The organism is Lacibacter cauensis, assembly GCF_007830055.1.
Lineage (GTDB): Bacteria > Bacteroidota > Bacteroidia > Chitinophagales > Chitinophagaceae > Lacibacter > Lacibacter cauensis.
In genome coordinates this window covers 93,538-106,842 of sequence record NZ_VLLE01000007.1, presented here as the reverse complement: position 1 = coordinate 106,842, position 13,305 = coordinate 93,538, and the positions used below count along the sequence as shown (strand labels likewise).

Annotated in this window: 8 protein-coding genes and 1 other RNA gene; 2 read left to right on the top strand and 7 right to left on the bottom strand. The window is 40.9% G+C overall.

Annotated features, from left to right (window positions below; genetic code table 11):
- Positions 1-41: 41 nt before the first annotated feature.
- From IQ13_RS19810 to IQ13_RS19785, 6 genes are all read right to left on the bottom strand, one after another.
- Positions 42-1,676 carry a sodium/sugar symporter gene (locus IQ13_RS19810; RefSeq protein ID WP_144888484.1) on the bottom strand — a complete coding sequence of 545 codons (1,635 nt, stop codon included), beginning with the start codon at positions 1,674-1,676 and terminating at the stop codon, positions 42-44.
- 19 nt (positions 1,677-1,695) lie between these two features.
- Positions 1,696-2,952, bottom strand: a complete 1,257-nt coding sequence (locus IQ13_RS19805; RefSeq protein WP_199758319.1) for an acyltransferase family protein — start codon at positions 2,950-2,952, stop codon at positions 1,696-1,698.
- The gene (locus IQ13_RS19800; RefSeq protein WP_144888483.1) at positions 2,909-3,901 is read right to left on the bottom strand and encodes a metallophosphoesterase; all 993 of its coding nucleotides are present in this window, start codon (positions 3,899-3,901) and stop codon (positions 2,909-2,911) included. The genes IQ13_RS19805 and IQ13_RS19800 overlap by 44 nt, the downstream gene beginning before the upstream one ends.
- A gap of 81 nt (positions 3,902-3,982) precedes the next feature.
- A complete protein-coding gene (locus tag IQ13_RS19795) occupies positions 3,983-5,656 on the bottom strand; it encodes a RagB/SusD family nutrient uptake outer membrane protein (RefSeq protein ID WP_144888482.1) in 1,674 nt (557 codons plus the stop codon).
- 17 nt (positions 5,657-5,673) lie between these two features.
- Complete coding sequence (locus IQ13_RS19790; RefSeq protein ID WP_199758318.1) at positions 5,674-8,715, bottom strand: SusC/RagA family TonB-linked outer membrane protein; 3,042 nt, start codon at positions 8,713-8,715, stop codon at positions 5,674-5,676.
- 84 nt (positions 8,716-8,799) lie between these two features.
- Entirely contained in the window at positions 8,800-9,675 is an 876-nt protein-coding gene (locus tag IQ13_RS19785) for an inositol oxygenase family protein (RefSeq protein WP_144888481.1), read from the bottom strand.
- Between the two features lie 281 nt (positions 9,676-9,956).
- On the opposite strand from IQ13_RS19785, the gene IQ13_RS19780 reads away from it, so the two are divergent.
- Positions 9,957-10,976: a LacI family DNA-binding transcriptional regulator gene (locus IQ13_RS19780; protein ID WP_144888480.1), complete on the top strand. Its 1,020-nt coding sequence runs from the start codon at positions 9,957-9,959 to the stop codon at positions 10,974-10,976.
- Between the two features lie 46 nt (positions 10,977-11,022).
- Here the strand turns inward: IQ13_RS19780 and ssrA are convergent.
- Positions 11,023-11,395: a transfer-messenger RNA gene (gene ssrA, locus IQ13_RS19775) on the bottom strand.
- A 107-nt stretch (positions 11,396-11,502) separates the two neighbouring features.
- On the opposite strand from ssrA, the gene IQ13_RS19770 reads away from it, so the two are divergent.
- Complete coding sequence (locus IQ13_RS19770) at positions 11,503-13,305, top strand: MutS family DNA mismatch repair protein (protein WP_144888479.1); 1,803 nt, start codon at positions 11,503-11,505, stop codon at positions 13,303-13,305.

The window sequence follows — 13,305 nt, the reverse complement described above, 5'->3', positions numbered from 1 at the left end:
ATTTCTGTTCATCGTCATTTCAAGTTAAAGGATGAATAATACTACCAGAACACGGTGTACAACGCCACCAACACGCCACAAATAATCACAGAACCAATAACAAATTCAGTTGACACCTTAAACCAACTTTTATCTACTTCAATTGAATGCGTATCGCCGGGTTTGTTGGGCTTGAGTAAACTCATCACAATCATCAGCACGGCAATTGCAAAAAATGTAATCGTCATTCGATCAAGGAATGGATAATCGGGGAATGCACCGTTTGTCCAAGTTGGTAAAAATTTTAATACGGTAGAAACAGGAATCGTTAACACCGCACCTGCCAATGCAGCAGCAGCTGTTGTACGTTTCCAGAACATACCTAACAAGAAGATCGCCAGCACACCGGGTGAAAAGAATCCAACATACTCCTGTATAAACTGGTAAGCCTGATCGAGTGATTTTAATGCAGGCGCAATAATTGCCGCAATTACCATAGACAGAATCACAGCCCAACGACCAACACGCACAACTTTTTTATCGGATGCATCTTTATTGAAATACTTTTTATAAATATCGAGTGAGAAAATGGTGGAAATACTGTTGGCCTTACCTGCCAACGATGCAACAATTGCAGCAGTTAATGCAGCAAAGGCGACACCTTTTAAACCTGCCGGCAACAAGTTCATCAATGTAGGATACGCATGATCGGGTTTGATGCTGCCGGTTGCTGCATCTATCATCTCCTGTTGGAACATACCGTTTTGGTGCATCACATACATGGTAATGCCGGGCAGTACAGCAATAACAGGAATCAACAGTTTTAAGAATGCTGCAAACAAAATTCCGTTGCGTGCAGTTTTTAAATCGGCACCCAATGCACGCTGAACGATGTATTGATTACATCCCCAGTAAGCAAGGTTATTAATCAACATGCCGCCGATCAACACCGACAAGCCGGGCAACTCTTTGTAGTGCGGACTTGACTTATCAAAAATCATATGAAAATGATCCGGAGCTTCTTTGCGCAACACACCAAGAGCTTCAAGGATATTTCCATCAAAACCAAACTTATCTGCAAGCAGTGATAGCGCTAAGTACGTTGTCACCAATCCTCCAATCAACAATACGATCACCTGTATCACATCGGTATAACCAATCACTTTCATACCACCGAGTGTAACAACAATGGAGAACACACTTAAGCCAACAATGCTCCATTCGAAACTGATGGGCGAAATAGAAGAGATGGCTAATGCACCGAGATAAATAATGGACGTGAGATTTACAAACACATATACGAGTAACCAGAACACCGCCATGATGGTGCTTACACTATCGTTATACCGCTTTGCCAAAAACTGCGGCATGGTATAGATCTTATTCTTGAGATACAACGGAATGATGAATACCGCCACAATGATGAGCGTTGCAGCCGATGCCCATTCGTAGGTTGAAATAGCAAGCCCCAATGCAAAACCGGAGCCACTCATGCCAATAAAATGTTCGGCAGAAATATTGGAGGCAATGAGCGACGCCCCAATAGCCCACCATGTAAGCGAACCTTCGGCAAGAAAAAAATCGTTGGAGCTCATGGTTGCCGATTTCTTCTTATGGTAGATGTAATACCCATAAACAGATACAGCAATGAAGTAGATGAAGAAAACAATATAATCGGCTGGTAATAATTTATGCATTGGGCAAGTACGTTAATCGTTATAGTTTTAAAAACAGCTTTCGTTTATATAAAAAATACAAAGCGGCAAATTGAATGAGTGCAACACCTGTCCATAATAACGCTTCGCTCCATTGGGGAGAAAATTGTTTGATGATACCTCCGAATACAAATTCGGAAGTTGACAGAAAGTTGACCACGCCATGTGCAGCCATATAAATTAAAATAGAATTGCAGCCCAGCCATACAAACGGCATACTCCAGGTTTTGAACTGTTGCACATCAAGCACAAAATAAAACAGTGCAAACAGGAACAAACTCCATCCACCGGTGTAGAGTACAAAAGAACCGGTCCATAAATTTTTATTGATTGGAAGAACAAAGCTCCAAAGCCAACCTGTTAATAATAAAACCAACCCTGCTGCTGTTAAAAACAAGGCTTTCTTTTTAGCTGTGTGCGTTTGTAAACGCATGAACTCACCTGTAAAAATTCCCAGTAATGCTGTTGCAATGGCAGGTATGGTAGAAAGTAATCCTTCGGGATCGTAGACTGTGCGGTGCAATTTGCCCGGCAGGAATAAACGATCAATGTAGGCTGCAACATTTCCTTCGGCAGTAAGATCACCTGCACCAAAACCCGGAACAGGTATAAACAGCAACATCAGCCAATAGCCCAACAGCAACAATACAACCCATGCAATGCGCCAACGAAACGACGCATTGAGATAAATAATAGCAGCAAAAAAACAACTCAATGCAATACGGCCAAGTACACTGGCAAAGCGTGTTTCATCGTACGGCTTGAATTGCAGCAGACCGTTTACAATCATACCAAGCAACAACAATAATACTGTTCGCTTAATTAATGAACGGTAGATCTTCTTTTTCGCATCAGGCAATCCGTTCAATTGTTTGCTGTAAGAGAACGGCATGCTTACCCCGGCAATAAAAATGAATAGTGGAAATATCAGATCGTAAAACGTAAAACCATTCCACACAGTGTGATGTAATTGATTGCTGATACCAACCAGTATGCGTTCAAAAAAACTCAACTGCTCGGTTGTAGCTATTTGCCAGGTTGTTTTGTCTTGTATTAGTCCGTATTTGTTTTTAACAGCAGCTGCAAGACCATGAAATATTCCTTCGCCGCTTACGATCCAGAACATATCAAAGCCCCGCAACGCATCGAGCGATAAAAGCCTGCTGTTTGTTGCAGTTGGTTGGTTATATGTTGCAGCCTGGTTCAAACAGAATTTATTTTTTAATTGTGTAGCTGTAAATAATTTTTCCTGTATCATTCACTGCTTGCAGTAATAATTCATTTCCTGTAACAGAGAAAACAAAGAAGCCATACTCAGAAGCAGACATCAAACTGTTTTCAATTAAACGTGCAGGCGTTTTTTCCGACGCTGCACCGGAAATAATATGATGCATGTTGCCTTCACTTTGCATGTGCTGCAAACTATGTTCGTGGCCAGAGAGATAAACATCTACATGATACTTATCAAACATTGGCTTTAATGAATTGCGGATGGCTTTGGTATCGTACCCTTCTGTTCGTCCGCCACCGGAATACATCGGGTGATGACCAACCACAATTTTCCATTTAATGTTGGGCGATTTGTTGCTGAGCAGTTTTTCCATCCACCGTTTTTGTTTGGTTGTATCCTGCCCTTTTACATTTGGACCATACTCCGCATTTTTATAGAACGCAGGAATCAATGGATTGGTATCAATAAATACCAGTAACACCTGTTGTGTAGTATCGCCGTTGATTGAAAATATTTTGCTGTAGTACCGTGCAGGCATTTTCCAACGTCTGCTGATGGTTGAATAGTTTACCTGCGCATCGGGATTGCTTTTGTAATCATGATTACCTAATACAGGATACCAATCCCACTGCAAACGGAAATCGGTATAAATATCTTCGTACGAATATTTCCAAAGCGGATCAAACTCACTGATCACACCACTGGGGTAAAAATTATCACCTGTAGCAATGGTAAACATCGAACCAATTTCATTGGCAGTTATACCCATTTGTTTGGCTACCTGTACTTGATGATCGGCTCCGTTACGTCCCCAATCGCCCATGGCAATAAAGTGTAATGCTTTTTCTTTCTTCACCAGCTTTGTATCTGGCTTCGGCAAAGAGGATGAATCTTTTACCAATACCTGCGCCTGTTGTGTATTGTAACATACTACAAATGCAACAAACAGTATTGATTTTTGGAGTAGTGATTGCATGCAATAAATATACGTGATAGAAAAATCCCGGGGCTTGACAACCCCGGGGTGATTAACTATTGATTATAACTGCTGAGAATACTAATAACCTGGGTTCTGCACCAATTTCGGATTTGTGTTCATTGCCGAAGTTGGAATCGGGAAAATACGACGATACGTATCTGTGTTGGTTTTAAAGCCATAAGCATTTTCAAACTTACCAAAACGGATCATATCGTTTCTGCGCCAGCACTCCCATGTAAATTCACGTGCACGTTCTGCATACAAATCTTCCAGTGTTACAGTTGTCCATGCCGGTGAAGTTGTACGGTTGCTGCGTACACTATTCACCAATGAAAGCGCTGTTTGGCCATTTGTTGCTGTACCACCACGTAAGATTGCCTCAGCCTTCATTAACAGAATGTCTGAATAACGGAATAGTGGGGCATCGTTACTTTGGTTACGGCTTGATGAGTTTGGATCGGGCGCAAACTTGATATTACGGATACCCATGTTCCAGGCAATTTCATCATTACCCATATCCAGTGAAGCTGCATCCTGGCGGGTAGAAAAGACAGAATCGATATACAGGTGATAGGTCATAGCAGTTGCGCCATCAGAACCTGTATAAAACTGGTTGTACCCTTTCTTGGTTGTGCTCACCATCAACGGGCTTCCATCAGGCCAGTATTGAAGACCTACCAACCACTGATTGTTTCTGATATCATTGGCATCAGATACAAAATAAGCATTGTAGAAGCTCGATAATGTTGCACGAGGTCCGCTTGGTCTTGCATTCACCAACCCATTGCCGGTTGTTTGGTTCATGATGATCTGGTTGAATGAATAGCTACCCGGTGTACTTCCTGAATAACGATACTTGATACCGAGGTTACGGTTTAGATCGTAACGGCCGTGGAATAAGTAACCATTGCTTGTTGACGGATCGTAAGGAATAGCGAAAATGAATTCCTTGAAGGAAGGTCCGTTTGTTGGAGCAAACTGATTAAGATATGTACTTCTTCCTTCTACCGCAAAATTGCCTGAAGCAATGATAGCATCGCAAGCCGCAATTGCTTCGTTGTATTTAGGAGTACCAGCATACACTTCTGCGTTTAAGTACAGTTTTGCCAACAATGCATAGGCCATCCACTTGGTTACTTTACCATAAGTGCTGCTGCCTGTTGCTGTTTTTAAATAAGGAAGTGCTGCTTTTAACTCAGATTCAACAAAAGTAAATACCTGTGCACGTGTTGCTTTTGCCTGCACGCCGGGACTTGGATAAACCGTATCTAAAGGAACGTTACCAAACATATCGAGCAGTTCCCAATAGGCAAATGCTCTTAATGTTTTCAGCTCGGCAATTGCTGTATTTTTCGAATCACCTTCAGGTGCATTTTTGAAAATATACATGGTTTGGTTACACAGACCGGCGATTGAGTTGGCATCATTCCACACTGTAGTAATCCATCCATGATCTTTATTCCAGTTGTGGCGGTGCAACTGAATATAACCTTGTCCATCGAACCAGTTACCACCATACACCGGCAATATCGATTCGTCTGAACTGAGTTCTTGTGCAAACCAGTAACCAAGCGAATAATGCCCACGTAAACTGGTATAAATAGTACCCATTACCGACTGAAATTCGGCATCGGTTTTCGGGAACACATCTTCGGTATAAAGCGAATTAGGCTTTACCTCAATTTTGTGGCAGGAACTTATAGCTATACCTGCTGCTATCACTATGAGAAATTGTTTGAAATACTTATTCATAAAAAGTTTTTTAATCGTTAAAATCCAACTGATACACCTAAAAGAATCGTACGTGTCTTCGGATAGAAGCTGTTATAGTCTACACCCAAAGAAGCACCTCCCTGGTTAATTTCAGGATCGATTCCCTTGTACTTCGTTATTACAAACAGGTTGTTTACAGTTGCATACAAACGCAGATTACTGATGTAGTCGTTTTTGATATTGAAACGATAACCTAAAGTGGCATTATCGAAACGCAGGTATGAACCATCTTCTACATAACGTGATGAGAAGTTGTTGTTTCGTGAATCAGTTCTTTTATCATCTGCAGCATAAGGACTGATGTTTGTTTGACCCGCAGTTACTACGTATGAGAGATCTGCACGTGTTGCGTTAAAGATCTTATTACCAAGCACACCTCTTACAAAGAAGTTCAGATCGAAGTTTTTATAACGCAGTGAGTTGTTCCAGCCGAACATGAGCTTAGCATGCGGACTACCAAGCGGGAAGTAATCTGTTACGTTAGAAGGGTTCGTAGTTGTGGTCTTATCTTTTTTGTAGAACAACGAATTACCGTTGGCATCTTTACCTGCATAAGAGAATGAGTAAAACTGACCTAAAGGACCACCAACTGCAAGGATCTGCAGACGGCTGCCAGAAGTTCCGGGACCATCAATTTGTGTGTAGTAAGTAGAATCTGCATTTACACCATATTGCTCAGGACCTTTTAAATCCAGAATTACGTTTTGGTTTGTTGCCAGGTTCAAGCCGGTACTCCAGGTAAAGTTCTTTTGATTTACTGCGTTGATGTTTACACTAAACTCAATACCTCGGTTTCTGATTTTACCAACGTTCAACCATAAGAATCCACTTGGATCAATTGATTGTGCAACAGCATAAGGAAACACCATGTTCGTAGTGGTTTTTTCGTACACATCAATTGAACCACTGATTTTTCCTTTGAGGAAACCATAATCCAAACCAATATTCTTTGTTGCTGTAACCTCCCATTGTAAATTAGGGTTAGAACCTTGCGATGAACGGAAAGAGGCAGCAAACACGCCATTGTTGTAGTATGTACCCGATTTGCTATACAAACGTTGTGCATTGTAAGCACCTAAGCCGAAAGCATTACCGGTTTCGCCATAGCTGGCTCTCAGCTTTAAGTCGCTGATGAAAGCAACATTCTTGATGAAATCTTCTTCAGACAAACGCCATGCAACACTTGCTGCAGGGAAATAACCCCATTCTTTATTTTTACCGAATACAGAACTACCATCTCTGCGTACAGAAGCCTGTACTAAAATCTTTTCGTTAAAATCATAGTTTAAACGGAAGAAATCGGAGATAAAATTAGTTTCTTCATAAACAGCTCCACCGTAATCAACAGCAAAACCATTTACAGTTTGATAGTTACCTAAACCAAGATTATTGTAGCCTGTATAATCGTTTACGAAATTTGTTTGGCTGGCTTGTAACCCTTCGTTGTTGGTATTCTTTTGCCAGCTGTAACCCAACACCGCTTTGATGTTATGCGCACCAAACTTTTTACCCCACGTTAAATACGATTCGAGTGTTTTAGCACTGCTTTGATAATAACCTCTGTATGCAAGACCATTGGAGTAAAAATTGCGAAGGCTGCGGCCACCACCAGGATCGCCGTTGGTGTAGAAACTACCGGTGCTGTAGTTACGTGAATAGTAACTGTTGTAATACTCCCCATGCAACCATGTACCACGCTGGTAAGCAAGGTTTGCATTATAAGTTAAGTTAAATGGCAGTTTCGCTTCTACAGTAAAGTTGCCTTGCAAAGAACCATACTTTGTATCATCAAGTGCATTTTTTACAATAGAAACCGGATTGAAGTACTGTGTATTGTTCGGGTTTTCGAAGAATGTACCATCTGCATTATATACCGGCGACATTGGGTTAAACTTCACCGCTTGTTGGAACACCATGTTTTGCAAAGGAACATTTGATGCTTTACTGTTGCTGCTCATAATGTTTAAACCCAAAGTAAGCTTGTCGTTCAATGCATGATGTTCTGCACTGATTCTTCCAATTACTCTTTCCAAACTACTTTGTAACATAATACCATCTTTCTTCAGGTAGTTTAAGCTTGCACTGTAGCTGCTTTTATCTGTACCTGCACTAAAAGAGATATTGTGATTGTGTGAAAGTGCCGATTCTTTCTGCACAGCTTTCATCCAATCGGTATTTGCACCTTTATCGTCGTTAGAGCTTGGTGTATAGTTGTTCTTTTGTGCATACGCTCGTAATTGCGTAGCATCCATCAGGTCGAGACTGCTGCTTACAGTTTCAAAACCAACATAGCCGTTATAGGCCGCATTCAATTTTCCTTTTTTACCTTTTTTGGTCGTAACCATAATTACACCGTTAGAAGCTCTGTTACCGTAGATGGCAGTTGCAGAAGCATCTTTTAAAATGTCCATTGAAGCAATATCATCCGGAGCTACGGCATTAATGTCGGCACCGGGAATTCCATCAATAACATAGAACGGACCTTGCGGACTGTTTACAGTTGATGCACCACGGAGAATCACCGCCGCAGGACGGTTAGGATCACCACTTGCAGTAATGTTCAAACCAGGTACTTTACCTTGTAACAACTGGCCTACGTCACCAATTGCACCTCGGTTAAGATCTTCCGGTTTAATAGATGTAATAGCACTTGAAATTGTTCGTTTAGAAGTACGGCCATAACCTACAACTACAACATCTGTTAAGGCAACACTGGAGGTTGAGAGGACAATGTCGTAAGAAGATGCAGAAGTAACTTTTACTTCCTGTGTAGTAAACGAAACCGCACTGATAACAAGTACATCATTTGTTTTTGCTGAAATAGAAAAGGTACCATTGGTTGCAGTAGTAACAGAAACATTCTTTCCTTTTACTGCCACTGTAGCAGACGCAACCGGTTCACCTTTTTCGTCTTTTACAGTTCCGCTTACCTGTGTTTGTTGCCCGCTTACGTTCGTGGTAATGAAAGCAAGGAAAGTGATCATTATGGCAGGCAACACATAATGATTCAGCAAGCCTCGTTTAAAGATTCGCATCATAGCAATTTGTTTTTGAGTTATAATAAGAACAAGGATGGAGAATACCGGATTTTAAAACTGAGTTATACTTGAAAAAACTTATTATTAAAACTTAATGGTAGAAGGCAGGTATTTTTGTACCAGCTCTTCGTAATACGGTCTCAACTTTTTCCAGTCTGGCGGTTCCGGACTTTTTGAATAGAGATCGTAAGGATTAAACAACTTCACCCACTTGAGCATGTTACGGTCATGCTCATCGAGTAAATGATCGTACGCACCTTCTCTGTGCCATGCATAAAACGAATGATAACGGAGCATGTACAAACCTTCTTCCGGTAAATAATCTTTCATCATCTGGTATACATACTCATCGTGCCCCCAGCTCATGTGTACTTTGCGCAAACCGCAGTTAGGTTCGTACACACCGTATTTCGTTTGATACACAGGATTGTTATAATCGGGGTTTGCCGAGAAATATTCAGGGTATACAATCTTATCAGAATAAGCACAACCAACGGGGAAGGTATCGCCTACTACTGCCCATTGCGGTTCACCAAACAGGCAGAGCACTTTCCCCATATCGTGCATTAAACCAACCAGCACCATCCAATCGGGATGCCCATCACGACGAATCGCTTCTGAAGTTTGCAAAAGATGTTGCAGCTGATCAAGATCGGTATCAGGATCTGAATCATCTACCAACTGATTCAGAAAATCAAACGCATCCCAAATCGTCATTTCTTTTTTATTGAACTGCAGGAACTCTTTCTCTTTTTCCTGTACAAACGCATAAGTTTGATAGGTATGGTTGAGACGGTAAAACTCTTTCACAGTATCTCTTGCCGGCTCCTGGTAATTCCGGTATTCTTCCGTTGCTTTTCCTGTAGCAATTGCTTCCGGATCGGGATAGCGCCTCAGCAAATCATCTTCCCACTCATCGAGGTTATTCAGGGGCACAGCCTCAAAGTTATTCTTACTCATAAAGCTTAAAATTTATTGATTGATAGAATGTGTAAAGGATAAAATGCCGTAGAGGCGTACTGCACAGTATTGCAGTTTGCATAGTAAAGGCTGAAACATGGAATGGTCTGCCATTTCATATAAAGCAAATCGTTGGTTGTGATTGATGTGTTAAAATGACACTTTTTTGTTGGATAATGCTGTTAGTTTGGTAGACTTTATTTACGAAACCGTTTTCGGTATAACGCCTATCTTTATATGCAACAGGTGTAAAACCCAACCACAAGATTTGATTAGAGCGTATGAGTAAGCTTACAATTAAAACCCTGGCAAAAGAACTTGGACTTTCCATTGCAACTGTTTCAAAGGCGTTAAAAGACAGCCATGAAATAAGCAGTGAAACCAAGAAAAAGGTATTGGCAATGGCTGAGCAACTGAATTATGTGCCTAACCCTTATGCCAGTAGTTTACGTAAACAAAAAAGCAAAACGATAGCCGTGATTTTGCCCGAGGTGGCTGATAACTTTTTTTCTTTAGCCATTAACGGTATTCAGGCTGTTGCTACTACAAAAAACTATCATGTACTTATCTATCTCTCACATGAAAGTTTTGAAATTGAAAAAAATGCAGTGAACCATTGTTTAAGCGGAAGAGTGGATGGTGTGCTGATTTCTGTTTCGAGTGCAACAACAACTGCATCGCACATAGAAAAGCTGCAGAACGAGAATATTCCGTTTGTGTTTTTTGATCGTGAGTTTGAAAACTTTAAAGCACCCAAAGTAATCACCAACGATTATGCATGTGGTTACGAAGCAGCAAAACTGCTGATCAAAAAAGGTTGTAAACAACCTGTTTTTCTGTCAACATCCGAAAGTCTCTCTATCTGCAGTAAACGTTCGGCAGGCTTTGCGGCTGCACTTGCAGATGCAGGCTTAACCAACAACAAACATGAATTTGTTATTGATTGTACCGGCACACAGGAAATGATTTTTGAGCAGCTGCAGAAATTGCTGAAGAAGAATAAAAAAATTGATGGCATCGTTGCTTCGGTTGAAAAACTGGCGATGCAGATCTATCTCGTTTGTCTTGAAAAGAACATCAACATACCGGACGATTTGAAAGTGATTGCGTTTTCTACATTGGAAACCGCTCCTATTCTTAATCCATCATTAACAACTATTACACAGCCGGCTTTTGAAATTGGTAAAACTGCTGCCGAAGCATTGTTTACCATGATCGAAAAGAAGAAGCATACAATTACCGCCGAATCCGTGACGGTGCTTCCATCTACACTTATTGAACGGAACTCTACATCAGGTTAAGGCTAAAACAAAAAAAGCAACCTGTTTTAAACAGATTGCCTTTTTATTGTGGAGCTGAGCGGACTCGAACCGCTGTCCAAACACATTCTCCAAAAGCTTTCTACATGCTTATTTCATGATTAATTGTCGGCACTGTACAGGACCTGAACCTACCAATACAATACGTAGCTGAATAAATCTTTTGCAACAGTCACAGCCTTGTGTTACAGCAACCTGTTTTGTTTTTGAGTCGGCGGCGGAACTTGGTAACAGATCAACCTGTTCGGCGGCCCGAATGACTGAATAATCACTAATTACGCAGCCATGGCATACTGTGTATTGCCATTTGAGTTTTGAGTATTCAGATTAACGTGCTAATTACACAACGCACGGCATGCTTACACCTTCAAAGATCTATGCTGTCAAAACCAGGCAGCCCCATTAGCTGGTACGAAGTACAAAGTACCGGCGGACTGCAAAAATACATTTATTTCTGTTGTCAAAATGCAAAAGAACCCGTTCATTGTTTCTTTCATAGTTTTACAATATGGCAACTAACAGCACACCGGAACAGTTTTATAAAGAACAGCTATCAACCTTAACTATCCACTTGCATGAACTTCTGAAACGGAAACGAATTTTAGGATGGACACGATTTTCGATACTGGCTGTTACAGCCTTTTGCACCTGGTATGTTTGGTCGCTAGCACTACTGTTTTCATTGCTTGTAATTGTGTTGGGTGTTGCCTTGTTTCTGTTTGCTGTGAAGAAAGATTTGACCAACCATGATACCATTAAGCATTGCCGTAATCTTATTGCATTGAACGAAGAGGAATTGCAATACTTACAGCATCGTTTTACACAACAGAAAGATGGCCACGAATTTTATCATGAAGAGCATCCGTATGCAGGTGATTTGGATATTTTCGGCAGAGCTTCGCTTTACCAATACATCAACAGAACCACATCGCAGCAGGGCAATAACTGTATGGCCGAATGGTTATTAGAACCAGCCGATGCAGCAACTATTACTGCACGACAACAAGCGATAAAAGAATTATGCAGTAAAACAAATTGGCGGCAGGAGCTGCAGGCAATCGGCAGGGAAACGGTTATTACTTCATCAACTGAAAAGAAACTGGAAGCATGGTTAAAGGAAGAAAATTTATTTGTACATAAAGCTTACTGGCATGTACTGCGCTTTATTGTTCCTGCTGTTGCGTTAACAACTTTGTTTTGTTTTTTAGTTGATGTAATTACTTACCAACGCTTCTTACAGGCGTCGTTATTATTTGCATTGATTGCATTTGGCATTACCCGTTCTATTGTTCCGCTTTACCGTAAGCTGAACAAAATTACCGGCGAAATGGAAACACTTTCCAACAGCATCAACTGCATTGAACAGGCTGCTTTTACAGATCCGTTATTACTTTCGTTACAACAACAGTTTCACAACAACTCCACCAAAGCATCGAAGCAAATTTTTCAGTTGAAACAAATCTTTAACCGTTTCGATTACCGGTTAAACCCCGTTGTATTTATTCCGCTGAATATTTTTTTGTTGTGGGATCTGCAGCTCGTATTGCAGTTAGAAGCATGGAAGAAGAAAAATAATCAACAAATCAATCATTGGTTTAGTGCCTTGGCCGAACTGGAAACACTGGGCAGCCTGGCTACACTTGCCTTTAATCATCCACACTGGAGATTCCCGGTATTACAAACAAACGAACCTGTTTTTGATGCAGTACAACTGGGACATCCATTGATTGAAAGCGGTAAAAATGTCTTGAACGATTTTACAACAAAAGGGCAACAACAAATCAACCTCATTACCGGTTCTAACATGGCAGGCAAAAGTACATTCCTGCGGAGTGTAGGTGTAAATATGGTGCTGGCCTGCATGGGTGCTCCGGTATGCGCAAAGCAACTAACTGTTTCACCTTTGAAAGTTATGAGCAGCATGCGCATTAAAGATAATCTCGAAGAAAATACTTCTACATTTTATGCCGAGCTGAAAAAACTGAAGCAGATTATTGATGCGGTGAATAACAACGAAGCTGTTTTCATTTTACTTGATGAAATTTTAAGAGGCACCAACTCCAACGACAGGCATACCGGATCGAAGGCATTGATAAAACAATTGCTACTGCAGAAAGCAACAGGTATTCTTGCAACACACGATCTGGAACTGGCAAAACTAGCGGATGAATATCCGGCAACTGTTCATAATTACCATTTCGATGTACAGGTAAATGCAGAAGAACTATACTTCGATTACAAAATAAAAAGAGGCGTTTGCCAAAGCATGAACGCCTCTATCTTAATGAAGAAGATTGGAATTGAGTTATAA

Coding starts and splice junctions, on each gene's coding strand:
- IQ13_RS19780 (WP_144888480.1), top strand. CDS start 9,957: ATGAGTAAGCTTACAATTAAAACCCTGGCAAAAGAACTTGGACTTTCC.
- IQ13_RS19805 (WP_199758319.1), bottom strand. CDS start 2,952: ATGATACAGGAAAAATTATTTACAGCTACACAATTAAAAAATAAATTC.
- IQ13_RS19810 (WP_144888484.1), bottom strand. CDS start 1,676: ATGCATAAATTATTACCAGCCGATTATATTGTTTTCTTCATCTACTTC.
- IQ13_RS19785 (WP_144888481.1), bottom strand. CDS start 9,675: ATGAGTAAGAATAACTTTGAGGCTGTGCCCCTGAATAACCTCGATGAG.
- IQ13_RS19790 (WP_199758318.1), bottom strand. CDS start 8,715: ATGATGCGAATCTTTAAACGAGGCTTGCTGAATCATTATGTGTTGCCT.
- IQ13_RS19770 (WP_144888479.1), top strand. CDS start 11,503: ATGGCAACTAACAGCACACCGGAACAGTTTTATAAAGAACAGCTATCA.
- IQ13_RS19795 (WP_144888482.1), bottom strand. CDS start 5,656: ATGAATAAGTATTTCAAACAATTTCTCATAGTGATAGCAGCAGGTATA.
- IQ13_RS19800 (WP_144888483.1), bottom strand. CDS start 3,901: ATGCAATCACTACTCCAAAAATCAATACTGTTTGTTGCATTTGTAGTA.